Source organism: Planctomycetaceae bacterium, from assembly GCA_041398825.1.
Classification (GTDB): Bacteria; Planctomycetota; Planctomycetia; order Planctomycetales; family Planctomycetaceae; genus F1-80-MAGs062.
In genome coordinates this window covers 143254-169725 of record JAWKTX010000006.1, presented here as the reverse complement: position 1 = coordinate 169725, position 26472 = coordinate 143254, and the positions used below count along the sequence as shown (strand labels likewise).

At 53.5% G+C, this 26472-nt stretch carries 20 protein-coding genes and 1 tRNA gene; 7 read left to right on the top strand and 14 right to left on the bottom strand.

What is annotated here, in order from left to right:
* Positions 1-14: 14 nt before the first annotated feature.
* From R3C20_12640 to R3C20_12630, 3 genes are read left to right on the top strand one after another with little or no spacing between them, the layout of a single operon-like run.
* A complete protein-coding gene (locus tag R3C20_12640) occupies positions 15-458 on the top strand; it encodes a hypothetical protein (protein MEZ6041347.1) in 444 nt (147 codons plus the stop codon).
* Positions 458-1579 (top strand): hypothetical protein, encoded by a 1122-nt coding sequence (locus R3C20_12635; GenBank protein MEZ6041346.1) that lies wholly within the window; start codon positions 458-460, stop codon positions 1577-1579. Before R3C20_12640 ends, R3C20_12635 begins: the two co-directional genes overlap by 1 nt.
* On the top strand, positions 1579-2298 hold the full coding sequence (locus tag R3C20_12630; GenBank protein ID MEZ6041345.1) for a hypothetical protein: 720 nt from the start codon (positions 1579-1581) through the stop codon (positions 2296-2298). The genes R3C20_12635 and R3C20_12630 overlap by 1 nt, the downstream gene beginning before the upstream one ends.
* 8 nt (positions 2299-2306) lie before the next feature.
* On the opposite strand, the gene R3C20_12625 is transcribed toward R3C20_12630, so the two are convergent.
* The 8 genes from R3C20_12625 to R3C20_12590 form a co-directional block, all read right to left on the bottom strand.
* Complete coding sequence (locus R3C20_12625) at positions 2307-3521, bottom strand: PIN domain-containing protein (GenBank protein ID MEZ6041344.1); 1215 nt, start codon at positions 3519-3521, stop codon at positions 2307-2309.
* Between the two features lie 36 nt (positions 3522-3557).
* The gene (locus tag R3C20_12620; protein ID MEZ6041343.1) at positions 3558-4433 is read right to left on the bottom strand and encodes a hypothetical protein; all 876 of its coding nucleotides are present in this window, start codon (positions 4431-4433) and stop codon (positions 3558-3560) included.
* Between the two features lie 368 nt (positions 4434-4801).
* Complete coding sequence (locus R3C20_12615) at positions 4802-4987, bottom strand: carbon storage regulator (GenBank protein ID MEZ6041342.1); 186 nt, start codon at positions 4985-4987, stop codon at positions 4802-4804.
* Positions 4988-5039: 52 nt separating this feature from the next.
* Complete coding sequence (locus R3C20_12610; protein MEZ6041341.1) at positions 5040-5324, bottom strand: hypothetical protein; 285 nt, start codon at positions 5322-5324, stop codon at positions 5040-5042.
* 501 nt (positions 5325-5825) lie between these two features.
* Positions 5826-6080, bottom strand: coding sequence for a helix-turn-helix transcriptional regulator (locus R3C20_12605; protein ID MEZ6041340.1), 255 nt, complete (start codon positions 6078-6080; stop codon positions 5826-5828).
* Positions 6081-6130: 50 nt separating this feature from the next.
* A complete protein-coding gene (locus R3C20_12600) occupies positions 6131-6454 on the bottom strand; it encodes a hypothetical protein (GenBank protein MEZ6041339.1) in 324 nt (107 codons plus the stop codon).
* A 410-nt stretch (positions 6455-6864) separates the two neighbouring features.
* Positions 6865-6938: transfer RNA gene (locus tag R3C20_12595), tRNA-Arg, on the bottom strand.
* Between the two features lie 210 nt (positions 6939-7148).
* Positions 7149-8888, bottom strand: coding sequence for a serine/threonine-protein kinase (locus R3C20_12590; protein MEZ6041338.1), 1740 nt, complete (start codon positions 8886-8888; stop codon positions 7149-7151).
* 736 nt (positions 8889-9624) lie between these two features.
* On the opposite strand from R3C20_12590, the gene R3C20_12585 reads away from it, so the two are divergent.
* The 3 genes from R3C20_12585 to R3C20_12575 all read left to right on the top strand — a co-directional run bounded on the left by R3C20_12585 (position 9625) and on the right by R3C20_12575 (position 14800).
* The gene (locus R3C20_12585; protein MEZ6041337.1) at positions 9625-12294 is read left to right on the top strand and encodes a PSD1 and planctomycete cytochrome C domain-containing protein; all 2670 of its coding nucleotides are present in this window, start codon (positions 9625-9627) and stop codon (positions 12292-12294) included.
* A gap of 24 nt (positions 12295-12318) precedes the next feature.
* The gene (locus R3C20_12580) at positions 12319-13743 is read left to right on the top strand and encodes a DUF1501 domain-containing protein (GenBank protein MEZ6041336.1); all 1425 of its coding nucleotides are present in this window, start codon (positions 12319-12321) and stop codon (positions 13741-13743) included.
* 133 nt (positions 13744-13876) lie between these two features.
* Positions 13877-14800 carry an SGNH/GDSL hydrolase family protein gene (locus R3C20_12575; GenBank protein MEZ6041335.1) on the top strand — a complete coding sequence of 308 codons (924 nt, stop codon included), beginning with the start codon at positions 13877-13879 and terminating at the stop codon, positions 14798-14800.
* Between the two features lie 153 nt (positions 14801-14953).
* On the opposite strand, the gene R3C20_12570 is transcribed toward R3C20_12575, so the two are convergent.
* From R3C20_12570 to plsY, 4 genes are all read right to left on the bottom strand, one after another.
* Positions 14954-15889, bottom strand: a complete 936-nt coding sequence (locus R3C20_12570) for a hypothetical protein (GenBank protein ID MEZ6041334.1) — start codon at positions 15887-15889, stop codon at positions 14954-14956.
* Between the two features lie 342 nt (positions 15890-16231).
* Positions 16232-18094, bottom strand: a complete 1863-nt coding sequence (typA, locus tag R3C20_12565; GenBank protein ID MEZ6041333.1) for a translational GTPase TypA — start codon at positions 18092-18094, stop codon at positions 16232-16234.
* A 378-nt stretch (positions 18095-18472) separates the two neighbouring features.
* On the bottom strand, positions 18473-19141 hold the full coding sequence (gene mqnB, locus R3C20_12560; GenBank protein MEZ6041332.1) for a futalosine hydrolase: 669 nt from the start codon (positions 19139-19141) through the stop codon (positions 18473-18475).
* Positions 19138-19836 (bottom strand): glycerol-3-phosphate 1-O-acyltransferase PlsY, encoded by a 699-nt coding sequence (gene plsY / locus R3C20_12555; GenBank protein ID MEZ6041331.1) that lies wholly within the window; start codon positions 19834-19836, stop codon positions 19138-19140. Before plsY ends, mqnB begins: the two co-directional genes overlap by 4 nt.
* Positions 19837-20386: 550 nt before the next feature.
* Here plsY and R3C20_12550 point away from each other — a divergent pair.
* Complete coding sequence (locus tag R3C20_12550) at positions 20387-21127, top strand: LysM peptidoglycan-binding domain-containing protein (protein ID MEZ6041330.1); 741 nt, start codon at positions 20387-20389, stop codon at positions 21125-21127.
* A 197-nt stretch (positions 21128-21324) separates the two neighbouring features.
* On the opposite strand, the gene R3C20_12545 is transcribed toward R3C20_12550, so the two are convergent.
* Both R3C20_12545 and R3C20_12540 read right to left on the bottom strand, forming a co-directional pair.
* Positions 21325-24180, bottom strand: coding sequence for a VWA domain-containing protein (locus R3C20_12545; GenBank protein ID MEZ6041329.1), 2856 nt, complete (start codon positions 24178-24180; stop codon positions 21325-21327).
* Complete coding sequence (locus R3C20_12540) at positions 24177-26432, bottom strand: BatA domain-containing protein (GenBank protein MEZ6041328.1); 2256 nt, start codon at positions 26430-26432, stop codon at positions 24177-24179. Before R3C20_12540 ends, R3C20_12545 begins: the two co-directional genes overlap by 4 nt.
* Positions 26433-26472: the final 40 nt, after the last annotated feature.

The window sequence follows — 26472 nt, the reverse complement described above, 5'->3', positions numbered from 1 at the left end:
GGGAGTACCGAACGATGGCGGTTTACGTGTTCTGGGATCGCGTCGAAGGCAATAAAGCGATTGGCCTTCGGTGCGTCTACAAAGAATCCGTTCTGACTCAGGAGCAAAAAGAATCGGCATTGGTGATCGATGCAATGCCGACACCACCGGAACTGGAAGGTTACAGGTTTATCCCGTACTTGGACCTTCAAGACAACTCGATTCAATTCGATCGAATCGGCGTTCCCATCACGCCGATTCAATTCCGAAATCGGTTCACGCTCGAAGAGAAGGTGCGATTGAAAACTGCCGTCCTGTCGCCTGAGGATTCGGCAATTATGAAATGCATCGAAGAGGATTTGGCGGCACTCTCTGAAGTTGATTTGTCGAGTCGCCGACTTCGGGAATCTATGGCGTGGTTGGTGGCAAAGAACCTAATCACTCAATCGCGTTGTGACGAAATCCTCGGAGATGCCTGATGGTACAACCAATCTACCTTGCAGGACATAACATCTACGGCGGAACAGATGACTATCTGGTTCGCGATGCGGTTGATGGCTCTTACCTCTGGTCAAAACCGCACACGACATCCTATTTCTCTTTGTACTCTGCCGTCAACATTGTGACCAACGGGGCAGAGAACTACGTGATTGGCCTAGGCGTCGCGAATTCCACGCCCGACGTCTTCGTCTGGGATACTGACGGGAACGCTCTTTACTCATATGATATCGGCACAGGAGGTTTCACCGCTTTCTATGCAGAATTGAGTGCTAATGATGTGTTCTACCTACAGAATCTGGCAAACCAAACACTCTATAAAATGAGTGTCGATGGGACTGTGCTGAATTCCTTAGGATCGATCAACGCAAATCAGAACATTCGCAGCACTTCAACCCACATCTACCTACAGGCAGACAACACCATTCACAAAGTGGCGCTTTCCGACCTCACTTTAGTCGAGACGAAAGGTTTTTCAGCCCATGGAATATTTGCCTTAGATTCTAGCGGAACCTGTTACTTCCATGACGGGACGAACGTCAAGGCGGTTGATGATTCCGGTACTACTCTGTGGACACGTTCACTTGGATACAGTAGCGGGCAATTAGATTGCAACGATGACTACGTTCTTGCAACGGTTGGAACAACAACGTACTGCCTGAACCCGTCAGATGGCTCAACAGTTTGGTCGGTGTCTGGTTTATACCTCGCATCTGGAATCGGTCAATTAGTTGGTACAGACTATTGGATTGGATCAAACGCTGCTTATGAAATTTACGAGCTTTCCGACGGATCGATTCGATTCACTATAGACACAGGCGGCAACCCGCTCACGGGGATGCACACGACCTACGGTTCGCAATCGAAAGGCGACTGGCCAGCGCCGGGCGGCGGCGGAATCACCTTTACACCGGACCCGGCGACCGCGGCAACCTACGCGACGATTTCGATTCCGGTCGTTCTGACGCCCAGCGCGGCTTCCGTGGTGGCTTCCGGCGTCGATCCTGCGACGCTGGTCGGTTCGCTTTCCGCGAATTCCGGGACGTTCGCCCGTGGATCCTGGCAGGGTTCGGCCGTGGGCGTTTTTCGAGGTTTGGTCTAATGTTGTCACCATTCACGGCGGGAAGTCCGCTTTACGTGTCTTTCCCGATGGTCTCGAGCGCGTCGCCGGAATGGTTTGCCAGCGGTCTGGAAGTGACTCTGGAAGCCTGGAGCAAAACAGGTTCTGGCGCGTGGGTCGTCGTCGCTTCTCCTGGCACGCCCGCCGAAATCGGAACCAGCGGAGTCTACGAAATAACGATCGCAGGTTCGAAAACCAACGTCGACCAGTTGCTTTTGAAAGTGACGGCCGACGGCGCGGCCGATTCCGCGATGATCTTTCAGAACGCGGCGCAACTCTCACGAATCGAATCGCAAACGACCAAACTATCGGGCGCGCCGGTTACCGTGAACGGCAACGTAAAACCGGGCGGCCAGATTATTTTGAAGCACGGGGACGACCATCTGGATTCTCAGGGCAACGCGTTGTCGGTCGGCGTTTCGGATGTCGGCGGTTCGCTGTTCACACTGATGGACGCCGTCGGCGTCGAAAACCTGTCAATCTTCGCGATGATTGGCAAGGACACGACCAGTCGAATCGAAGGCACGGTCGCCGCGCTAAACTATGCGTCGGACGTTCTGACCGTAACCATCGAATTCGCCGCGACAGAAACCGCGAAGGGTCGCGTCGGTCCCGTGTACGAATACGACGTCGTCAGAACAGGAACGCCGACGCGAACCTACTTCAGCGGGAAACTAACCGTATCGCCCGACGCCCGTTAGTTTTCGAGCTAGTCCTCGGATTCTTCCAAGAACTCCGGAAAAACACTTACAATAGTGTTCTCTAAGTGTACTGAGAGTCGGCCTAAACAAATGAGTCCAACAGCGTCAAGAAGGTCAGTAGCAATACTATGCTCAAGGGTATTCTGCACACTATGAGCCAAAATGTCATCGATATCTTTCCTAAGCCTCCCAATGACGTCACGGTGAATTCTCTTCCTTTGAGCAGCAAATGGAATCCCACGTTGGACCAACTTCCTCGATGAATCGAGTATGTAATCTCCCATACGCGGAGCTAAACTATTCCAAACGATCTCCTGCAGCCACTTCACCAGATCTGCATCTGGCCTTGGTGCTCGTTCGGATGAACTCGTTCCGCTTTCCTCTAATTTTGCTACTTCATTGATGGTATTCTCTGAGACTTGTTCACCCCGACTATTCGCAAGTCCAATGAACTGAGATGGGGAATAGAGATACACCGTCTTGTTGGTCTTTTCCGCAAATTCAAAACGCAACTGCGGTAGTGGGCCTAAGGTCCTGCCAGATGCCTCTTCAAACCAATCTTCTTTTTTGTCATTGGTCAGCATGATCACATGCTTTGATTGTGATTCAGACCATTCAATGACTTGCAACCAAATCACCAAGTCGCCGTATCGGTCCGGCTCTGGTTTTTCTTTTAGATCGGCGAATCCAGGTGGAACCTTGTTTTCGTACCTCTCCTTGCCTTCAGTGTATACCTGCTGCAACCGGTCCTCAGTCCACGCTTCACCAACGCGTCCATTGAAAAGCCCTTCTATCGCATCACGAATTCTATCATTGCTCAAAAGACCTCGATGGTCATCTTCGCTTCCAGTCAATGCCGCTTTTAATTCTTCAGCGATGTCTTTGAATCGATTCGCCAAGTCTTCCGGCACGAAGGGATGCGATTTCTCCCCTTCAATAGCATCTACCATTGACTCCAAGTCACCAATGAGCTTTAAGTATTTCTTACATTCTTTGCCGATCACGGTGGTGCGGTTTTTTAGATATTCCTTTGCCACATGATGCGGAATCCAAAGTCTATCTCGATACGCGCCTAGCAGATCTAAGAATTCGTTAGCCGCGGTTGATGAGATGCGATACAGGTTGAGCAACACACTCGTATCGAGGACTATGGTTGCATTTTGCCAAAGGTCTTCAAATTCTGCGTCAGTTGGGCGAAAGTGTCCGGGGAACTTCGTTCTCATTGATTCAGACCCGACGTGTTCAGCATCGTTAGCTGGCTATTCTTGGTAAGGTGGCAACTCAAAGACTTTGCTATTGGCAGTATCAAGCATACCGCCACGGAGGATGGTTCGGTCGGGGTCATGTGTCACAATCTCAGCAGTAAACATCGTTGAACCCCAAATTGTCATGATTTGCTGGTAGCGAGCTGAAGCATCCACAATTTCTTTGCGTGAGTCTTGGAACCATCGCGGGTCGAAGTTGTATACCACTCTTTCGACTTTCGCTAAGAGTCTCTCGCGATCCGCTTTCGCTTCGGGTTTGACATCCACAGTCAGAGTAATCTTGGACTTCTCGTCATTCAGAACTTCCACTTCCTGAACGATGACAAGGTTCTGCAACTCTTTATCAAACTGAAGTGAAAGTTCGTTTCCTTTTTCGATCTGGTTGAGAACCTCGGATTGGCGGATTTTCATCTGTGATAGAACTGTCTTAAGTTGAGCTAATTCGTCGAGCGCAGCCTTGGTCTCATCATTGAGTGCCTGACTACGGTGAATTGCTTCATTCACCTGTTTCGTCAAAAGGTCTTGGGATTCGTTTGCATTCGCCGCCGCGATTTCTGCCTTGGCGGCGGCTTCTTGAGCCTTACGGCTATCCGAGAGCGTGGTGTCAATGAGTCGTCCGGTCATTGATTCCGTTTGTCCGACGATTGCATTGATCACTGCTTGCTTCGATGCCATTTCCTTTTGAACCACAGATTCCACTGCAGAGTTCAAGACCACCCAAAACGTAGAAGTTGCAATTAATGCACCGATAACAAGTAAGATCCAAAACCGCCGTTTTGCCCACGATTCAAGATCGTCCTTCAGTGCGGGAAGCACTCGCTGGCGAATGGCATCCAATTCTGGGTCAGGCTTGCCTATGGGTTCAGTCATTTTTTTGCCAGTTAACAAGGTTCATTGAGTCGCTGAACAATCACACTAAATGATCTGGAAATCATTCGTGTGGTAACGAGGCAGATTCTGCTACCCGAAGATATCGTTGTCAACACATCCCACGATACTGGCTGCTTCAACCACCCACGGTATAAATACGCGACCGGAAATCTTGCCGGTTGGTTACTTGTAGCAGTTCGCAGCAACTTCGTAGAAACGCCAACAGAATCCGAACCAGACAAGACTGAATAGCAATTTGACGAATCATGGCCGCAATTCTTCCGCCAGAAACTCGAAAGGCTCCACTACTGATCGCAGTGGGCGGACCGCGGGCACTTTCAAGAGTTCTGTTATGAGTTCATAGACTTTCATGATTCTGCTTTCGTCAATTGAGGTTGAGGCATCGACACTGTCAATTCACCACGAACGATCCGAACCGTCGGCGGCGCTTCGATGGCAACACGGACCGAACTTCCCTTGATGGCCTGAATTCGAATCACGACGTCGTCGCCGATATGAATCGTTTCGAATTGTTTCCTGTTCAGTACTAACATGGTTTGCGACTCCATTCACAAAGGATTGCACCGGGGATCGGCGCGGAACACATCAGGCGGCAACGTCCGCCACGAAACGAGATAACCAAAGCAGATTGGCAGCTTCGGAAAACAGCAACACGGCGTCGCGTTCGCTATGCAAAATCGCGACAGTCCCGGAACCCGCCGGCGTCGTTTGAGCTCGGCGAATCCGACCAATGAATTCGGCCACGATTCTGGCCGCGTTGACGCTGAACGTTTCCGGAGGGACCGACGCCGTCAACACTTGCCAGCGCTGGTTCGCCGAAAGAGAAACGACTTTCCAGACCGTCAAAGCGATTTGTCGGTCGGTCGTCACGGACGCGTCGAACAACTGGTTCGGCGGGTCGACCTGGTCGTCGATAGTTAAAGGCTGGCGAAGCGATGTGGGGCCGAGACACAGTCAACACTTCCCGCATACTCCGTTCAAATCGGGCGAATCTTCCCCCAGAAAGGCGGTTTTCCAGTCCGGGTGAAAACGCTGATGTCCATATCGGGGGCAACTGCGACGAGGGCGTCGCAATCAGAAACATGGTCGGAGGATTCACAAAGCAATGTTGCTCAGCAGCTGCTCTTATCCGACCGCCTGCAGTCTTGGCATCGCCAGCCGTGGTTCCGAACCACCAGACCACCCCGAAGAAGTAAAGGGCGTCACTGGCGAAAAAGGATCGGCATCGGTTGAGGCGAGTGACTCGTGCGGCTTCTTGCTGACGTGAAACGAAAACAGCCCGCCGATCCTGTCACGGTTCGGCGGGCTGAACATGTTTCAAACACCCGCCGTCGTGGCGGGGCGGGTTATAGTTCTCCAGAGAGAACGCTGTCAACTGTGGATTACACTGTCCCTTAGGATTTTTTCCAGCGTTGTTCCCATGGCCCTGGCAATACGGATCGAAACCGCCAGTGATGGGTCGGTTTTATTTCCCTCGATAAGGTCGTGAAGATAGACCCGGGAGATTCCTGCTTCTCTTGCAACCGTCATCTTCGGTTTGGCCGTTGGCTCGTCGAAGTAATCACGGATGAACTGAAGGAAGTTGTCCACGGTTTCGTCCTGCTTTGTGGGTTTAGGCTTCGACAATTGTACTCTCCAGATTACACTATCGCGTGTTGGTTGTCGATATTTCAAAGCTAATTTCGGTCGAGTAAATACCCGAGTCGTTTCAGTTCGTCGCGAACCTCTTCCAAGGCTTCTTCTAAAGCCCAACGGGACCTAACAATTCCGCTTTCGCCGTTGAGGTGAGCGATAGCCTCTGCAACTGCGGGAGTGAGATACAGATCGTCAATTTTGTCTGCCCTGAGTGGCTTCCATACCGCTTCCAACTGTTTCTTGAAGGACTTGAAGGATTCATTGAGGGATAATTTCCGGCCCTTCAATTCATCATCGATTTCCTGTGCTAGCTGAACGAGGTTTGCGAGTATCCGCTCGCAGATCTGCAAATCTGTTGGTTCCATAATTCCTCCGTGAAAGGTAGTGGGCCTTCAGAACCCGCCCGTTGATGGCTGCAACCATCAGCGGGCCCATTACGTCGCCGCGAAATCAGCCTTCTTCCGAAGCCTCCGTTCGATCTGGATCTGACTGTCCAGCCTGAATTAGTGATTCGACCGACAAAAAAGCGTCTTGGCGTTGCCCAAGAGCTGTTACACCCGCAACCTCATAAAAAATCCGATTGACCTGTTCGTTCATCTTTGGAGTCGGCTCAGATTCTTCTTTGCTCACCGGAGTACCTTCCCGTTCAACTAACCTCGCGGGTACAATGGGCCTTGGCTGTCCGGGCGCCGTATGGAATCTTGGCCGAGACCACGGCGTTCGGGCGGTCACTTAAACAAAAAAGGCGTAAGGACCATCGCCCTTACGCCTAGAGTACACCCGCCAGGGCTCGAACCTGGAACCTTCGGTTCCGAAGACCGACGCTCTATCCAATTGAGCTACGGATGCAAAACGAGACAGGAAGTCTCCCGAAGAGAGACATTCCGTTTGGAGTTTCGGCATTTGCCGAGACGCTCCGGAGCGGAATGTTATCGATTTTGGAGTGAATCTCAAGTGATGTACCAAAGGGAGACAGGCGTTTTATCTCAATGGTTCGGTTTGGGAAAACCGGGCTTGCCGGAACGGGGCCTTTCGCTGAGCGTGCGGAAAGTCTGATTGCTACCGAATGTCCTGGTTCCCGGATGATTCTTCGGGATCATTGCCGGAAGAGAGCGGGATGTCCTTCAGGTTAGAAGGCGGGGCGGGCGGGTTTGGCACTTCGCTGGTTTTCCCGTGGCTGCGATCTCGGGCGTAAAGATAAAACTCTTCAACTTCCCGAACGCCATAGAAGACCTCACGAAAATGAAACCATATGAAAGCCGCTGCGCTGGGATTGCCTTCTTTCTGCATCAATTCTGCGTGAAGCAAATACTGTCGAATCGTTGCCGTGCGATCGGGGGAGTCGAGTAGTTGCTCGCGAAGTTGTGCGACTCGCCGGTTGGCCGCGATATTTACGATGATGGCGTCCGAATTGTTCTCCGTCGCTTTCACGACGGCGTGATACATCAGCAGGGGTTCGAGCAGATTTCCCTTCTTTGAATCTGTGATTTCGTCTTCTTTCTCCCTTGCTTCCCAGTAGGCGATTTCAAAATCGTGTTCCTTTTGCGGATTCCTTTTTTGTTCGTAGGTGTCTGCGGCGATCTCGTTCGCCCACTGTTGAATTTCGGAAGCATGGGTGCCTTCAGGAAATCGTTCCAGATAGGAAAGCATGTGATTCTGACGGCCGTCCCGGCGGACCATTGTTTCGTTGCTTTGCCAGGTCTGCCTGCACAGTTCGTAAAGCGTCTCTTCGCCTGGTGGCAGAGAAAACCAGACGGCGCCGCCAATCAACAGCCCGAGGCACGTGAGCAGAAACCAGGTTCTCTCGTAAAATGGACTCTGATCACGCTTCTTCTTTTTCTTCTTCCTGGGTTTGTCGGTGGCAGATTCGGTCGCTGCGGCGATCGTTGATTGACCGACGATCACCGTGTCGATGTTGTCCTGCATATCGCTCGCCATGAAAGACCGTGGCATGGTCGAAGCAACGGCCTCTGAATGCGTCAACTTGCGCAGCATCTCGCTGAGTTCCGTATGCACAGCGAGTGCATCGTACGGTCGTTCGTCCGGGTTCTTCGACAGCATTCGATCGATGAGTTCGTCCAGCCAGATGGGGCAGTCTTTATTGAACTCTCGTACGTTGTGCGGGTCGTCATTCAGATGTTGGATCAGCATTTCTGCCGGATTGTCTGCCAGAAACGGAGTCTCCCCAGTCAGGATTTCGTAGAGAAGGCAGCCGGTTGCGTACAGGTCGGTTTTTCTTGATATGGGGGCGTTACCGTGAATCTGTTCGGGAGCCATGTAGGCATACGTGCCAACCGTTTTACCTGCGGCAGTGAGTGCGGTGGCTTCGGTATCACGGGCGATGCCAAAGTCTCCCAGCTTGAGTCTTCCCTTGCGACTGATGAACAGATTTGCCGGCTTCAGATCGCGATGGATAATCCCCGCGTTGTGAGCGTGTTCGAGTGCTGCACAGAGTTGTCGACCGACCTGAATCGTTTGCTCGACATTGAGCCGTCCGCGTTTCTTCAGGACGTCCTGGAGTGAACCTCCGTCGACAAATTCCATTGCATAGTATCGCTGGCCGTCTTTGGTACCCCCGCCGTAGTACTTGACGATGTTCGGGTGACTCATCTTCTTCAGAATGTCAATTTCGCGTTCAAATCTTTTGAGCAGTTTGGCGTCAGAAGACAGCGCTGGCGTCAGTACCTTGAGTGCAACCTTTTTGCCCGCCGGCTCGTATGTTGCGAGGTAGACGATTCCCATGCCTCCCGCGCCGAGCTGCTTTTCGATCAGAAATGGGCCAATTCTGCGTTCTGCCATGTCCAGTGGTGCTTAACTCATTGGGTAACAAACTGGGTGTCTACGGTTCGGTGGTCCCGTTCGGACCGGGGATACAACAGGAGCGGCTGGACTTCCTGTCACACGCTCCTGCAGAAACCCGCTTGACATTGTTGGTCGGAATTCACGTCAGAAAAAAAAGCATCATTGACAACTGGATCTGCATATCCGGAGCATCATCCCTGAGAAGGAAAGCCCGCGAGGGTGCAGCAATGTTCCGGTTTATAGATCTACGCACATTAAGCCCGGATGGTGAGAAGCATTTCGCTGGATATCCTGAGGTTCAATCATCCCATGTGAAGGCGCCTCCCGCCATCAGCGTCATTGTGACGATTCCTGCGCCTGGTCACAACGCAGTTGAAGCAGAGGGCCGGGCCACAGGGCATTCACGGTGTGTGTGTGCCGATTACGCAGGTCTGGCGAATTTCGGCACAAGTCAGCTTTTTGAGGAGATTTCGATAATTGCAAATTAACTGGTTCGAGTCGGGCTGATCCGGGTTTTGGTCGTTGCTGAACCCAGAACATCGGCTAAAGTATGGTCAGCGGCGAGCGCCGCTCCCACCTGAATCAAGGGATCCCCTTGCCTCCACTTCAGCCTGAAGCCTGCTCAATTGACTCGACGATCGTTCAGGAACTGAACGATGTGAATGATTGTCTGGCACTGGTCTGAATTGTCCCGCCTCAATCTTAATGCCGCTAGCGCAAAATGGTCCAAACCATGCCGCTCTATCGATACTCAGCTTTGCTGCACGTCGCGTTTCGTTCTTTCGCTTGTTTTCTGGTGACCCTGGTGCCTGCTTCAGGCAATGCTGAAGCGCAGGAGCCGACGCCGGTGTTCGAAACGGAAGTGCGTCCAATTTTGAAAGAGCACTGCTGGCATTGCCATGGTGAAGAAGCAGAGTTGAAGGGCAGCCTCGATACCCGGCTCGTGCGTCTGATGATGTCGGGAGGGGATTCTGGTCCTGCAATTGTTGCGGGCGATCACGCTTCCAGTTTGCTTTACGATCGGATTGCGTCCGGGGACATGCCGCCTTCCAAGGCAAAGGTGTCGCCGGAAGAGCTTGCTGTGATTGTTCGATGGATCGATGCCGGGGCTAAGACTTCTCGATCAGAACCGGAGCAGATATCACCGGGGGCATTGCTGCTGGAAGAAGAAAGAAACCACTGGTCATTTCAACCGATTGCGCAGCCGAATGTTCCTGATGTCACTGGTTCGCACCTGGTACGTAATCCGATCGATGCGTTCCTGTTGGCAAAGCTGGAGTCGCATGGGTTGAGTTTCAGTGAGCCAGCTGACAAAGCCACTCTGATCCGCCGCGCGTACTTCGACTTGATTGGTCTGCCACCCTCCCCGCAAGTTGTTGCTCAGTTTGTGAATTCGGAATCGCCGGATGCTTGGGCTGAAGTTGTTGATCGGCTGCTGGCTTCTGAGCATTACGGCGAACGCTGGGGGCGACACTGGCTGGACGTCGCTGGTTATGCTGACAGCGATGGATATACGGAGAAGGACCCGGAAAGGAAGTGGGCATTCAAGTATCGGGACTATGTCATTCAGTCGTTGAATGCAGATAAGCCGTGGGATCAGTTTATTGTAGAGCAGCTGGCGGGGGACGAATTGTTGACGCCACCCTACAAAGATCTGGCTCCGGATCAGGCCGCCTGTCTGACCGCCACCGGTTTTCTTCGCATGATTCCTGATGGAACGGCAGATGGCAGTGTCGATCAGAACGTGGCTCGTAATGATGTCATGGCAGAGACGATCAAGGTCGTGTCGACATCATTGCTTGGGCTTTCTGTTGGTTGTGCACAGTGTCACGAACATCGATACGATCCAATTACGCAGGCAGATTACTATCGCCTGCGAGCCATCTTTGAACCCGCCTATGACTGGAAGAACTGGCGATCTCCCAATGCAAGGTTGGTTTCAATGTGGTCAGCAGAGACACGTGCTGCAGCCGATGAAGTCGACAAAGAACTGAAAGACGTTGCGGCGAAAAGAACAGAAGAGCTGGATCAGATTGTTGCGGACACGTTTGAACGTGAGCTTCAAAAAGTGCCGGCAGAACTTCAATCGGTTGCCCGCGAAGCACGGGAAACAGCCGCCGACAAGAGGACCGACCAGCATAAGAACCTGATCAAGCAGTATCCATTTCTGAATGTGAACCGCGGTACCGTGTATCTGTATCTCAAAGATCGCCTGAATGGGCACAAAAAGAAATGGGATGACTTAACCGCTGAAGTTCAAAAGAAGCGACCTGCCGAAGATCTCGTCATGTGCCTGACGGAAGTTGCCGGCAAGGTTCCTGTCACCACCATTTTCAGTCGGGGAGATCATCAGCAGCCGAGAGAAGAGGTTGTTCCTGCAGAGCTGACCATCCTTTGTTCAGGCGAAACGCAGATTCCGGTGAATGATGAGTCTCTTGAAACGACAGGTCGTCGATTAGCCTACGCGCGTCATCTGACCAGTGGACAACATCCTCTGGTCGCCCGCGTTCTTGTGAATCGATTCTGGCTTCACCATTTTGGCCGAGGGATCGTCGGGACTCCGTCAGATTTTGGAATCAAGGGTGAACCGCCGTCGCACGCGGAATTACTGGACTGGCTGGCCGCCGACTTCATGACGCAGGGCTGGAGTCTGAAACATTTCCATCGTCTTGTCCTGAATTCAGCCGCCTGGCAGCAGTCCTCAGTGCATCGGCCGGAGCTGGATGCTGTGGATCCTGAGAATCGTCTGATCGGTCGAATGTCTGTCCGTCGGCTGGAATCTGAAATCGTTCGTGATGCACTTCTGAGTGTCAGCGGACTGCGATCGGACAAGATGTATGGCCCTCCCATTCCGGTGAGTCCCGATGAAATCGGACAGATCGTCCTGATGAACGACAATCGAGACTCTGCCGGTCGTCCTTCTGGCAAGAAGAGTTCACTTGGCGAAGATGAATTCCGACGCAGCATCTACGTCCAGCAACGCCGCTCGATGCCGCTTGGGGTTCTGGAGCCATTCGATCTGCCCATCGTTACACCAAACTGTGAGCTGAGACCTTCATCCACCGGGCCTTCACAGGCGCTGATGATGATGAATAACCCGTTCGTGGTTCAGTCGTCGCAGGCAATGGCAGAACGACTGATCACGGAAACGCCCGCTGATCTTCGTGCTCAGGTGGTTCTTGCGTGGCAGTTGCTCTTCAGTCATGCGCCATCTGACCAGGAAGTCGATGATGCTGTTGCATTTGTACAATCCTTCCAATCCCCGGAAGACGCGAATCTGGTCACCGGGGATGGATCGGTTGTTGCTCCTGTGGACGCAGGATCGCAGGACACAAATCGCCTGGCATTGGCTTATCTGTGTCATTCGCTGATGAGTTCGAATGGCTTTCTTTACGTCGACTAAACTGATTCACTGAGGCAAGATGCGATGTCCCATTTCACCAGACGCCACTGGATATCTCAATCGCTGTTCGGATTGAGTGGTCTTGCCGCTGCCTGGCTGCAGAATCGAGTGGCCGCGGCTGCGCCGCCCAAGCCAAATCTGCAGCCGCACGTCTTTGATCTGCGGCCAAAATCAACGACTTCTACGCCTCGCGCGACGGCTATGATTTCGATGTTTATGCAGGGAGGGCCCAGCCACATCGATATGTTCGATCCCAAGCCGGAGCTCAGCAAGCGGCATCTGCAGACGTTTACCGGCGACATAAAGTACGACAATGCAGGAGAAGCCAGCAGCAAATTGTTTGGCAGCCCCTGGAGATTCCGGGCCTATGGGCAATGCGGAATGCAACTGAGCGAACTGGTGCCGCACCTGGGGGATGTTGCCGACGATATCTGTTTGATTCGATCGATGCACACCGGGGTCAATAACCATGGCGAATCGATTAATGCGATGAACACCGGACGCCAGTTGCGAGGTCGTCCTTCACTTGGCGCCTGGATGTCATATGGACTTGGAACAGAATGTCAGGATCTGCCTGCATTCATGGTCCTGATCGATCCAACGGGTTTGCCTGTCCTGGGTGTGGAAAACTGGCAGAACGGATGGCTTCCGTCTATCTATCAGGGAACGGTGGTGCGATCTCAGGAGCCACGAATACTCAACCTCGATGCTCCTCCGGCGATTGCGGGTGTTCCGCAGAACAAGATGCTTGCCTATCTGGAGTCCGTTAATCGACGCCATCTGGAGGCACATCCGGGGGAGCTTGATCTGGAAGCACGCATCCAGAGTTATGATCTGGCTGCACGGATGCAGTCTGCTGCTGCGGAAGCCATGGATATCACGAAAGAGACAAAGGCAACCCATGCGATGTATGGAATTGATGATCCCGTCACCAAAGACTATGGAAGCAGGTGCCTGATTGCACGAAGGCTTGTCGAGCGAGGTGTTCGATTCGTGCAGCTCCATACCGGTAATCAAACCTGGGATCACCACGGAAATATCGCAAATTCACTTCCTAAGGTTTGCAGGAAGACAGACAAGCCCTCAGCCGGTTTAGTTAAAGATCTCAAGCAGAGAGGTTTGCTTGACTCGACTGTCGTGCACTGGGGAGGCGAAATGGGTCGACTGCCGGTGATCCAGAATGAGAAGAATATTGGTCGAGATCATAACACCTACGGATTCAGTATGTGGATGGCCGGAGGAGGAATCAAAGGCGGCTGTATCCATGGTGAGACCGATGAACTGGGGCACAAGGCCGTGACAGATGTTGTGAATCACTACGATTACCACGCAACTCTGATGCATCTGTTCGGGCTGTCGAACGAGCAGCTCAGCATCGCTCGTGCGACGGGGATCGGAAGCCTTCTCGAAGGACAGCCCGGAGAAGTTGTTCACGGGATCTTGTCCTGACCTTCTTCCAGTCTGATCACTTCCGCCGGGATTCATACCGGTACGAATTCTCTTAAGGCCGATCATGCAGCAGAATTTCTTCCGTTGGCACTTCAAAGCCCTGCTACTTTTTCTATGTTCAATTAGTCCTGGAGTGATCCTGAATCACGGTCAGGCCTGCGGCGAAGATGTCAGCTTTCCCCTTCGGGCGAAAAGAATTCTGTTCCTCGGCGATTCGATCACTCATGCGGGTGGTTTTGTGAATTGCATCGAGGCTCAGATGCGTCTTCAGCATGTCAACCCGATGCCGGAAATCGTCAACATCGGTTTGAGCAGCGAAACATGCAGTGGTTTATCTGAGCCGGATCATCCTTTTCCGCGTCCGAATGTTCACGAACGACTCGCACGTGCGTTGGAAATGGTTTCCCCGGATGTCGTCGTTGCCTGTTACGGTATGAACGATGGGATTTATTACCCGCTGTCCACGCCGCGTTTTGATGCCTACAAGGCTGGCGTCAGAAGTCTGATAGAAAAGGTGCACGCAGCCGGCGCAAAACTCGTGCTGCTTACGCCTCCACCGTTTGATGCCGTTCCTTTGGAAGATTCCGGAAAACTACGACCCGACGGCCAGGCAAAATATTCTTATTTCGCGATGTATGAAGACTACGATTCGGTGCTGGAGGAGTATGCGCGCTGGATTGTCGAGGAGCCCCTGAATGTCGAGATGGTGATCGATGTGCATACTCCTTTTTTGAACGCGTTGACGCAGAGGCGACAGCAGGACCCGAAATACACGATGTCACCGGATGGTATTCACCCGAATGCGGACGGGCACCAGGTTCTGGCGGACTCTGTTCTGGCCGCCTGGGGACTAAAATCGAAGCCCAGACCTTCCACTGAACTGATGAGCGTGATGAATCACCGCGGCGCACTGTTGCATAATGCCTGGCTTTCTCATGTGGGGCATCAGCGTCCGGGAGTGAAAGAAGGCCTTCCTATTGACGTTGCAAGAATGCAGGCTGCCGATCTGCTGCAGAAGGCCGATGAAATCATAAAGCTGCAATCAGACGTCCACTAATTCTGATCAAATTGGTGCAGCAACCAGTGCTGAATCCGGGGACGACACAGTCCAACACGAGCCCCTGTTTGAACGATGCATATTGCGGCTCACAGCCAGCGCTGTCTGCCAGAGGGAACACGATGATTCCCGACGGTGAAGCCCGACGGCGAATCATTCTGGCATATTGCCTGTCAAAGCGTAGCAGGCAAAGTGACGCGAGCCCATCATCCAGATCCACGGTGCTGTTATTTGCATTCGAGTGCGATCACCGTTGCAAACGATTTCCGCAAAGTCACTGGAAGTTCGGTCCGGGTGACATCCCGTGAAGAAGTTGCCTTTTGCAAACGCCTGCTTCAACACGTTCGGTAACTCTGACTGCTGAGTTGTTGACAGTTCGGGCAATGTGGATGAGGAGACGACATCCGTAACAAAGAGAATCTGCCCCGCGGAATGGCACAGAGTCTTCATGCGGGAAAGGTGCCCTTTTCGCAGTGCCTGCACCGCCAATTCCAGTGCCTGCGGATCAGCAATACTTGTCCTGGTGATTCCGTCTTTGCCTTCGTGTCGCTGGCCAAGTATTTGGCTGAGCGAATCAACGAGCTGGCTGAACAGGCAAAGTGAGACCACGACGTCACACCTAGGGAGACTCTGGACCGCATCTGTCTCCTGAAGTTGCTGCAACCACGCGAGTTTCTTCGTGGATGCTGTGTCCTGAGAGTCTGGTTTTTCGTGGACCATCGCGGCGTCACAAAGTGGCCATGCAATATCAACAGGCGCGTGAATTCGAAGCTTGTCTTTCAATTGAGGGTGGCGATCTGCAGCAGCGTTGACCGCATTCTCGTCCAGATCTACGAGATGGATCTCTGTGAACATTTGCCCCAGCAGCCTGAGATCGACATCCAGACAATTGCCGGCTCCGAGCAGCATCAAAGTCCGCGACTCAACTGGCGCCGATGTGGTTTCAGCGGACTTCCGAATGAGCTGTGTGACAATCTGACGATGGATCACATAATCAATCGCACAGGCACTGGTGACTGAATTCTTCGTGCGATGAGACTGAAGAATTGCCTGATCGATCGCACGATCGTCATATCCTGATTCTGTCATTATCTGCCCGTTTTGTGGCTTTTTTGCGTCGTGTTGTTCGAATCCGGCGAAGTACCGGACCAGTTTTAGCCTGCGAACAAGAGTTCGTATTGCGACTCTCCGACAGTCTACCCACCAGAGGAACGCAATTCGAGAACGGACTCAGACTTTCATTTGCTGGCAATCGACTGATCGTGGCGTCTGAAATCCGGTACTGTTGTCCGACGTGATATACGAATGCAAACAGTCTAATTGTGCAAACAGTCCAGTTGTGCAAACTATGCCTGCACGACTGGACTGTTGGAGAATTGCATCAATCGAATGAATGTCGATCGTCAGCTTAAACGGTTGATGGAAAGCGGACTATTTGTTCCGGTTCAGTCGCTTTCGTTCGTTTTCGGTCAGGTGCACTTTTCGCAGGCGAATGACCTTAGGCGTGATTTCGACGTACTCGTCGGCTTCGATGTATTCGAGGGCAAGTTCCAGCGTAATGTCGCGTGGTGGACGAAGCAGAATGGCGTCGTCAGCTCCCGAGGAGCGAATATTCGTCAGCTTCTTTTCTCGAATCGGATTGACAGTCATGTCATTGTCGCGAGCGTTTTCGCCGATGATCATGCCTTCGTACACATCTTCGCCTGGCCCGATGAACAATTCAGCACGTTCCTGAAGTTTCCAAAGAGCGTAGCCAACTGATTTTCCGGATTCCTGCGAGATCAGCACACCATTTTGTCGAGTGGCGATGTCACCTTCCATCGGACGATAGGCCTGGAATCGATGATGCATAATTGCTTCACCTTTGGTGGCATTCAGCATTCGAGTTCGCATGCCAATCAGGCCACGTGCCGGAATGGCAAATTCCAGGTGGGTCATGCCGGTGTCGGATGTTGTCATTTCCGTGGCTTGTCCACGGCGGGCACCAACCAGTTCCATCACGGGACCAACATCAGTTGACGGCACATCGACCACCAGGTGTTCGTATGGTTCACACTTCTTGCCATCGATTTCCTTGATGATGACTTCAGGTTTACCGACAGACAGTTCGTAACCCTCTCGTCGCATGGATTCGATCAGTACGGCAAGATGCAGGATGCCTCGACCGGAAACCTTGAACGAATCTTTATCGCCCGTTTCTTCAACTCGCAGCGCCACGTTGGACTGGAGTTCGCGGAAGAGTCGGTCACGCAGATTACGACTCGTCACAAACTTGCCATGCTGGCCGGCGAGTGGTGAACTGTTGATGGTAAACTTCATCGAAAGGGTGGGTTCATCGACCGCGATGCGCTGTAGTGCCACGGGATTCGCCGGATCGGCGATTGTGTCACCGATTTCCGGGTCGGGCAGACCAACCACAGCAACGATATCGCCCGCCTGGGCTTCTTCGGCATCGACACGTCCGAGGTTGCTGAACAACTGGACCTGATCGACTTTCGCCATCTCCTTCTTGCCATCAGCACGCATGAGAGCGATTTGCTGACCGGTCTTCAGCTTGCCGGCAGCAATGCGCCCGGTCGCAATTCGACCGACGTACTTGGACCATTCCAGCGAAGTGACCATCATCTGCAGAGGGTCCGCCGGACGCACAACCGGGCCGGGGATACGTTCCAGCACCATGTCCAGCAACGGGCGGATATCTTCGCCGGGCGTTGTAGGATCGTGTGTTGCGTATCCGTTGATGGCACTGGTGAAGATGTATGGAAAATCAAGGGTCTTGTCGTCAGCGCCAAGTTCAACCAGCAGGTCGAAAGTGTGGGACAGAACTTCGTCGGGTCGGCAGTTTGGTCGGTCGATCTTGTTGATCACCACCATCAGCGACAAACCGCATTCCAGAGCTTTCTGCAGAACGAAACGTGTTTGCGGTCGAGGCCCTTCGAAGGCGTCGACAAGCAGCAGAGCTCCGTCTGCCATTTTCAGGACGCGTTCAACTTCGCCTCCAAAGTCTGCGTGCCCGGGAGTGTCGATGATGTTGACTCTGACACCCTGGTACATCATCGCGATGTTCTTGGCCAGAATCGTAATGCCTCGTTCCCGTTCCTGATCGTTGCTGTCCAGAATGCAGGTGCCGACATTCTGGTTGTCGCGGAAGGCACCGCTTTGTTTGATCAGGCAGTCAACAAGCGACGTTTTGCCATGGTCAACGTGGGCAATAATTGCGATGTTGCGGATATCGGGGCGGCGTTCAGTTGATGACACGGTTTCATCCGTAGCGGGATCAAGAGCGGTAGACATTTGGAAAATCACCCAGGGAGCCCGGCACGAGGAACCTGATTCATTCGATTCAAGACAGCATCACGGCAGCGTCGATGGTCGACCGCACTGGAAATCCGCAGCTATTAAGAGCCGGAAAGCCGCGGCATGGTACCCACCTCTGCACGTTGGACGGAAGGCGGCACGGGGCGATTAGGGGCAGATTCTCTGACCTCGGACGCCTCAAATGTTAAAAATCCGAGAGATTCCGGCGAGAATTGCACTCAGCAACGCAGCAGGCAGGAGTCTGGTGCCAGGAGCCGGGAGAGAAGATTCTCTGCGTCGTCCCGAATCTGAACGGTGCAGGTGCACAGCCACTGCAGGGGGCGAATTTCTCAGAAATGTCATTCGCGAAGCGTGCTACTCTGGTGATGTTGGCTCCGGTATGGGCTGTCGCAGGCAGGAGCCCAACGCTTGTGCCACCGACACAAGGGCCTCTTTGGTTTTCCAGTGGCTTTGATCACGGTTTCCGGCCTGATTGGAGATTCCTCTGACGATGCTGACGGTCACATTCGCGGCATAGCAGGCCATGGCGACTGCATAGCCTTCCATATCTTCTGCGACGGCTTCGGGATAGTAGTTCAGGCGTTGTCGGACTTCATCAGCCGTTGCGGCAGCGGCACAAACGGTGAGCAGAAGACCCGCTTCAGCAATCCCTTTCGGTTGCGACAGGGCAAACATGTCTTCGTTCGGGATTTCCGCAGATACCTGCCACTGCTTCCAGCCCATTTCTGTCGCGGAACGAAACTCGCTCCCCGAACCAGCGCCGATCCCGGTCAGGCTGCTGGAACTGAAGCTATAGGCAGCCCCGATCTCCAGGTGTGGCGAGTATCGGCCGGCGATGCCTGCGAGAATACATTGGCGTGGCCCATGCCGGGCAAGCAACTGAGCCGTTCTGATGCCAGCGGCAACGGGACCGAATCCGCAGATTTCAGTGATTGTGTTCGGTGGGAGACACGACGATGGCAGAGCTGGGACAAGCGTCTGCGCTTCATACTCGGTCGGAATCAGAATCAGGAGATCGCTCATTCGGGACTTGTTTCCGCCTGGCCCGGGGTTCCACCAGCCTTGAACGCTTTTTCATCGCCGCGCAATAGCCGGAGGATGTTTGAACGATGCCGCCAGATGATCAGACCGGGCACCCCAATCGAAAAAAGTGTCAGTGGTAGTGCGTCCGGGCGAAACGCGGAACTGCCAATCATCCAGAGTTGAGCGATTGCAAAAGCGGCCGCCGCGCAGATCGACGCCAGGGCCACGATTCGAGACATTCCGACGACGATTGCAAAAGCGCACAATCCGGCAAGACTGGCCCAGGGAGCCACGACCAGCACGACCCCCAGCGCTGTTGCAACCCCCTTGCCACCTCGTAGTTTCAGATACACCGGATACATGTGGCCGATGATCGCACACACGCCTGTTGCGAGAGCGAGATTGATGAGTCTGTGGGAGGATGCGGATTGCTGCAGATCATCGATTACCCCGGAAAAAGCCAGGTCGTCTCCCATAAAGCGGGCTGTGAGCGTGGGAATCAGCCCTTTCAGTGCATCAAGGACCAGAACCAGACTTCCCCATTTCCAGCCCAGCACGCGGCCAACATTTGTCGCGCCGATATTTCCACTGCCGTGCCGACGAATGTCGTCTTTCAGCACAACACGGCCCACAAGGTACCCAAAAGGGATACCGCCAATCAGGAGACCTGCGATACAGAAAACGGTTGTCTGCATGGAACGAACTGTGGCACGATGCCGGTGAAATTTTGGGGGAAAGACTTGCGATGCAACTTATCGAAGTCCGGCAATCGTCGTCCAGTATGGTGCGTGACGCAATGTTGAGAGCCGCCTGTGAACAAAAAAAACTCACCGGGGTACCGGTGAGTTCTTTCTTCGTTTCCTGAATCCCGAGTTTGGTGATGCGTCCCCTCGAGGCATTGGCTTCGTGGTCAGGATTGACCTGATCCACTGGAAACTATTGTGCGACGCTCTTCCAACGTCACGCAGTGAGGATCGAACCGCTGAGGTGTGGGAATTCACTTTTCCTGAATGAAAATGGTGACGAATTCTCGCGGGAAAACGATTGGACTCGGCAGATCGGCATCAATGGCGGGTCGTGGTGTTTCCTGATCGCTACAACCGGACCGTATCTTTGGGGAGGTGGCGAATCCATCGTGAGTTTCCTCAAGCGGTCACTGGGTTGAGACGAAACCGACGTTGTGTCAACAGATCGGCGGTTATCGCCGGTCTGTACTTTTGAAGTCAATCCGCCAGAAGCGTCGACATGCATCCTGATCGAAAAATTGGGTTTGCGATGGGGATACTCCTGATCGGCATCGTGGGAGCTTTGTTCTTTCGGAACGAGCCGCTTGTGATGGACGAGGTGCCCACCGTGCGCCGAGAAAAGCAGCTGAATGAACAGTTGCGTGCCCGTGATGTCTCCGTGTACCTGAACGATGAATCCGCCGAAGACATTCCAATTTCTTCCGGTGATTCTCCACGCTGGACTCTTCAGAATCTGGTAGAAGATTTGAGTTCACGAAATGATGGTGTGCCGCTCCCCGTGGGAATATCGGAGAAAATCGCGAAGTCAGATTCTGCGGCGCCGGCCAGTTTGGAAGAGCCGCTGTCGATTGAAGCTTCCGAGAGTGCTGATACCGATCCAGCGGCTCGCGAGCCTGTCCGCATCGCCATGGGGGAAGGCCTGAAAGATCGCCCGCTCCCGCCACTCATGCCTCAGCTGAAGAACTCAGACACGGTTCCGAGCAAGAACGCAGATACTGCCGAGACGGATGGGGAACTGTTTCCGGGTCTCGAGCAGACGAAAGCAGCAGACGTCGGAATAGTGCCTGCAGGGGATTTCGAGGAGTACACGGTCCGATACGGCGACACACTGTCTCACATTGCTGAACGGTTTCTTGGTTCGCAGTCGCGGTTTCAGGAGATCTTCGAAGCGAACCGCGATCGTATTTCCGCACCGGATAAGCTGCAGGTTGGCAAGTCGTTGAGGATACCTCGAAAGTAACGGCCAACATCAGCCGGAGACGGGAACATGAATTCCCCTGCTCACCCCTGGCGTTGGCAACTCTGTATTCGCAACTCTGCATTCGCTTAACGGATTCTCGCTGTCCCGTCGCTGGAATCGTCAGAATGCGGCCACGATCAGGAAATCCTGTCGCGTTCTTCCGCAAGCCATTCGGCGATTTGCGCGGCTGGGTCGCGTCAAAGAAGGCCCGCACGTTTGCGTAACGCCCATTCTGCAGTCAGTAGTGCGATGATGGCTGAAAACCACCAATAGGTTTGCCAGATTTCGGTTTCTGATTCGATGATCTTCCCATGGCTGAATGGTCTCAACCGGTCTGGAAGTTCTGAGAGCTGTTCTTCTCGAAGAAACGTACCACCTGAAACGAATGCCATTTGGTGCAGCAGAGATTCGTTTGCGGAGGTTTCGGTCATTTCGCCCGAGACAACTGGCAGTACCGTAAATCGTCCTCGCGCTTTCAGGGCGGCTTGTGTGAACCCGGATGCTCTGACCGACACTTCATAATCGCCATCCGCCAGTCCCGTTGCCCGGCCGCGATAAACACCCGGTACACGGGTGTCTTCTGTGAGCGAGACTTCTGACACGATCCGATTCCCGATGGATAGCAACGCATCGGGGGCGAGCGCTGTAGCGGGGGAACCATCGGGATTTTTCAGTCGAATCCGAATATCGACCGGCGCACCGGATTGATAGCTCACGGCACCTGTATCGATCGACAGGTATTCATCACTGGATGCAAAGACGGGCGGCATCACCATACGTGCAAGCTGGTTCCATATTTTCTGGTGCCAGGTGTCCGCGGCTTTGTAACGCCACCGCCATGTTTCATCGAAGGCCAGATACAGGACGCGACCCGCTCCGAACTGCCGTGTGACGATCGCCGGAACCGGATTTGAATTGCCGACGGTCACGGCAGAAACGAGCGTCGTGCTGCCCGGTAGTGCCAGTACCTGATTGATCACGTGAGGTCCGGGCAATTCGCTCCAGAATTGTCTGTTGTTCTGTGCGTCGGTTTGAAGGCTGAACGCGGATTCTTCTGAGCCGGCTTCGGTGAGATTCAGCTGCCATTTTGAATCAGAGGGAATCGATGTCACATCTGCCAGCCCGGTCCACTCAATGGGCAGCAGGCTTTGGAGGTCAGCTTCACTGAGTCTTCGAAGTGACTGGCGCTGCCCATCGATAAAGATAATTCCGCCTCCACGCAATTCGACGAATTCACGAATCCATTTCAATTCCGCCGATTCAAACAACTCGGGTGAGATATCGCCAAAGACGACGACGTCATATCCAAACAGTTCGTCGCGTGATAAAGGGAACTGGCCGGGCTGTTTCCCTCGGGGCAATGTCGACGCCTCCGCGGGATTTCCTGGAATGACGGTGTTCACAAACCATTGTTCATCGCGATCGAATACGTTTCGCAGGTAGCGTGTTTCCCACCGGGAACGACCATCCAGAATCAGGATTCGCTGGCTCTGCATCACAAGCGCCAATCGCATGGTGATGGCATTGTTTCGAATTTCTGCTTCGTCGCGTTGTGGAATAATTCTCGCGGTCAGTTCAACCGGGACGACATGCTGATTGATATCTGATGCCGATTGTTGTTGGACTGACTCCGCAATCTGTTTCGCATTGAACTGAAAATCGACGCGTCGCTGCGATAGATTTTGCGACAACAATTCCTCACGCCAGACGACTGTGTTGCCGTGGGTGAGTTCAATGACCATCGGCTGGCCTGCGGGCATGCGATCTTTTAAGACGAGAGTGCCATGAACATCATCTGTTCTGAAAACGGAATCCGGATGTTCCACTGATGTGACAGCAAGATCGGTTGCAGGCTGGTCAGCGCCGACTGCCACAGTGAACAGATGGCTTCCTTCCGTTTTCAGAATTTGTGCCGCGCGGATTGCCGACGGTCCGGCATTGTGCTGACCATCCGTCATCAGAATGACGGTCGACTTCGGAGTGTTGTCCCGGGCTGGTGCCTGTGCATCCGGATCAGTCGCCGTGGCGGACGTATCTTTCAGGCTGAGTGGTGTAGCGAGATCTGTGACGGGCGAAAAGTCGCCGAGCTTGTCAGACGTCGGCCCAGGCTGGATGCCATCGACTGTATTCCATGGCAGAAGCCTTTTCCCTGTTCGGCCATCGGTGGCCTTTGAGTTTGTTACTGCAAAGATCTGTACTTCATGCTCGGCACTCAATTGTTTCAGCAGATCCGCGTTGTCACGGTTGATGAGTTGAATAAGACGGTCCCACCGCGACGATTCATCAAACATTGCGATCGCGGACTTTAACGCAGGGTCACTGGACTGGATCCGGGTTGTCAATTGGTTTTCAAACAGCCGGGTGATCTCGGTCTGAAGCTGATAGGCTGTTTCGATGGCATCTTCGAGTGCTTTCTGATGGCCGTCGAGCGAATCTGCGGCGATGGGTGCCGGATTCGAATTCACAAGGCGTTCGGCCCGGGCAAGCAACTCAGCGGTCAACGATGCGCGCAGTTCGACTGGCAATTCGTTCAGGGCGGTCGCAGCGTTCCGGCGAATCTGGTCCATCGCTGTCGTCCTTTCCCGGGAGGATTTCTGGTCCTGCAGGCTCTCCGGCAGCACGGATGCTTCCGGCGGCAGCGAATGAACCTGGTTACCTGCCTGTTGAACGGCATCGTTGAGACCCTGAATGATTTTCGGGACGGTGTGATCAACCACTCCGCTGCTGAGCCAGCCCTGTTGTTCCGCTATCAGAAACTTTCGGCTGAGCGACATGTGACGGTCCCGCAGCGACATGCTCTCTGACTGATCGATCAGAATGGTGACTTTGCCTGGTTCTCCTGTGATCTGTTTGTGATGCAGGACCGGCCCCGTTAGTACGATGACTCCCAGAAAGAACGCCATCGACCGAAGAGACGGAAGTATCCATCGAAGTCGGCGGGAAAGTTCTTTGCAGTCACGCTGATAATAAAGCCAGGAAACCGTGCTGATGCACATTGCCAGCAGCAGTCCAAACCATAACGGCAGTTCCCCGATGAACCGGAGCGTTGTCATTGAATGGCCCTCGCAAACCGCTGCTGAAGGATTGTTTCTGACGCCATGAATGCCAGCAGAAGGGCGAGGGCATATTTCCAGATCTCCTGACCATTACGACGCAGTTGGTCCTGCTTCAGATATTCTGCGGCCGACCCCGGAAGTCTGGCATCCAGTGCTTCGGCGACATCATTGAGCTGCGCCGCCGAGATTGTCTGCAGCCTGGATTCGACGGGTGACGTTGTTGCGACAAAATGCACCGGGGCACCGGATGGCAGGGTCATTGTGTAGATGCCGGGCTTTCGGGTTCCGTTAAACTCCACCGCGCGATGATTTTGATTCGTCTGAATCGACAAAGATTCTGACAAGCCGCTGGGAGTACTCACACTGACCATCGTGGCGCTCGAAGAATCTGTTTCGGTGGCCGTCGGAGCCGTATCAGCAGAAGCCTCATCGAGAATCAGGATGGCCGACTGCCCCGTTTCAATGTTGCGGGGAGGCGATATGCGAGAGGCAAGCGTCACCGCAATCTGCTGGACGAACGGGACCCAGACGGAACTTGTCGGCAGGTCTGTCCAGTCGGTATCACATGTCGTCGCGAATTGAAAAACGGTTCCCTGCCCGAAGGGTTTTTCGACAAGCAACGGGTCGCCATTGTTCAGGCGTGCCACGACAGTGATGTCTTCAGGAGAAGTAATATCTATTGAGTACCATTGCTCAATGATTGCGTCCGAAAGATCTCCATTTGACGGTTCATTGAAGAAGTCCAGTGCGGGATGATCGAAATGCTGGCGGGCAATCCTTCGAATGGAGGACGGCGATGACTCGGACGAGGCTGCGGTTCCCTGTCGTTCACCAAAAGGCAAAGGAAGTGGGCCCTGCCCTGACGAATAGAATTTCTGCCGATACCAATTCAAGTCCACCTGATTTCCAGCCGTGACCAGCAGTGAGCCTCCGAGGCGGACAAATTGTGTGATGAACTCCAGTTGCTGATCTTTCAGGCGAGATACATTCGCGAGGATGACGACTCGAGCGTCAGAGATCGCATCTTTGTTCAGATTTTCAAGCGTGACGGTTCGGGTTGAAATGAGGTCCGCCAACTGCACTCGCCCGAATGTGAAAGGAGTGAGTGCAATGGAAAGATAGTCTGATTCGGACTTCAGCGGTTCACGGCTCACCGCACCATCAACGATTACAATTTTGAGATCTTCCCAGACCGTAATCGCGGCTGCCAGCTTGTTATCTGTGGAGACGTCGTCGTCTGAGATGGCTTCGACTTCAACAACGTGCGAACCGGGTGTGTCGAATTCACAGGTGAGCAGTGTTTGTGATGTGCTGTCGGCGGCCAGAAAAGTCTGTGTGACGGATGTCTGCTTTCCGTCGATTCGAAGGATAATTCTTGCAGATTGTGTTTCATCGCCATGGTTGTGGATGGCTGTTCGAACGGGCACTGTTTGTCCGACGGCAATGGCCTGGCTGGCAATCTGAATTCCATCGACGGAGATGTTTGCCGGGGCTTTTTGAGACGAAAGTTCCGAAGATGGCTGATCTCGCTTCTTGAACGTGGTCGCAAATCCAATCGGCATCAGGTGAAGATCGACCTGAATGGGAGCATTGTCCAGAGACTGCCGGAGTCCCCGGTTTCCAGCGGTTGCGTAGGCATTCCAGTCACTCTGCTGGAAGTCACTGATTACAATCAGTTCGCGCCGGGCTGTGGTCATTTGGCTGATGACCTGCGATGCGACTTCAAAGGAGGATGCGACGTCAGCCGCACCAAATCCACTGTCCATCTGCTTCAGGCGACTGATGGCTGCCTGCTGATCAAAGATCGGCTGGTCGAATAAGGGAGTTGGGCGTCCACCCATTGCGATTACGCTGAACTGGGAACCTCGAGGTGCATTCGAAATGATTTGCGTGGCCGAATCGATTGCCATTTGGAAATGAGTCTGTACCCCTCGACTTCGATCCATCGAGTAACTGTTGTCAAGCAGAATGACAATGCCAGCGGGCTGGTTGCCCTCCAGAACGCGACTTCCGGTAAGGACGGGGCGGGCCAGGCAGAACGCCAGCAGCGCCGGAATCGCACAGCGAATCAGCAACAGGATCAGTTGATCCATTCGGAACCGCCGGTGGTTCACCCGGATCACAGATTCCAGCAGGTGCATCGCACCCCATTCGACGGTTCGATAACGGCTGCGGTTCAGGATGTGGATGACGAGCGGAATTGCGAATGCGGCGGCGCCAGCCAGCAACGATGTATTCAGAAACGTCATGTCGCGTATCTCCTGCAAACAAGACGTTGCTGTTCATGCA

What these genes read in the sequence shown, in the direction of transcription:
- R3C20_12640 (MEZ6041347.1), top strand. Translation starts at nt 15, where the DNA reads ATGGCGGTTTACGTGTTCTGGGATCGCGTCGAAGGCAATAAAGCGATT.
- R3C20_12635 (MEZ6041346.1), top strand. Translation starts at nt 458, where the DNA reads ATGGTACAACCAATCTACCTTGCAGGACATAACATCTACGGCGGAACA.
- R3C20_12630 (MEZ6041345.1), top strand. Translation starts at nt 1,579, where the DNA reads ATGTTGTCACCATTCACGGCGGGAAGTCCGCTTTACGTGTCTTTCCCG.
- R3C20_12625 (MEZ6041344.1), bottom strand. Translation starts at nt 3,521, where the DNA reads ATGAGAACGAAGTTCCCCGGACACTTTCGCCCAACTGACGCAGAATTT.
- R3C20_12620 (MEZ6041343.1), bottom strand. Translation starts at nt 4,433, where the DNA reads ATGACTGAACCCATAGGCAAGCCTGACCCAGAATTGGATGCCATTCGC.
- R3C20_12615 (MEZ6041342.1), bottom strand. Translation starts at nt 4,987, where the DNA reads ATGTTAGTACTGAACAGGAAACAATTCGAAACGATTCATATCGGCGAC.
- R3C20_12600 (MEZ6041339.1), bottom strand. Translation starts at nt 6,454, where the DNA reads ATGGAACCAACAGATTTGCAGATCTGCGAGCGGATACTCGCAAACCTC.
- R3C20_12590 (MEZ6041338.1), bottom strand. Translation starts at nt 8,888, where the DNA reads ATGGCAGAACGCAGAATTGGCCCATTTCTGATCGAAAAGCAGCTCGGC.
- R3C20_12585 (MEZ6041337.1), top strand. Translation starts at nt 9,625, where the DNA reads ATGCCGCTCTATCGATACTCAGCTTTGCTGCACGTCGCGTTTCGTTCT.
- R3C20_12580 (MEZ6041336.1), top strand. Translation starts at nt 12,319, where the DNA reads ATGTCCCATTTCACCAGACGCCACTGGATATCTCAATCGCTGTTCGGA.
- R3C20_12570 (MEZ6041334.1), bottom strand. Translation starts at nt 15,889, where the DNA reads ATGACAGAATCAGGATATGACGATCGTGCGATCGATCAGGCAATTCTT.
- typA (MEZ6041333.1), bottom strand. Translation starts at nt 18,094, where the DNA reads ATGTCTACCGCTCTTGATCCCGCTACGGATGAAACCGTGTCATCAACT.
- mqnB (MEZ6041332.1), bottom strand. Translation starts at nt 19,141, where the DNA reads ATGAGCGATCTCCTGATTCTGATTCCGACCGAGTATGAAGCGCAGACG.
- plsY (MEZ6041331.1), bottom strand. Translation starts at nt 19,836, where the DNA reads ATGCAGACAACCGTTTTCTGTATCGCAGGTCTCCTGATTGGCGGTATC.
- R3C20_12550 (MEZ6041330.1), top strand. Translation starts at nt 20,387, where the DNA reads ATGCATCCTGATCGAAAAATTGGGTTTGCGATGGGGATACTCCTGATC.
- R3C20_12545 (MEZ6041329.1), bottom strand. Translation starts at nt 24,180, where the DNA reads ATGACAACGCTCCGGTTCATCGGGGAACTGCCGTTATGGTTTGGACTG.
- R3C20_12540 (MEZ6041328.1), bottom strand. Translation starts at nt 26,432, where the DNA reads ATGACGTTTCTGAATACATCGTTGCTGGCTGGCGCCGCCGCATTCGCA.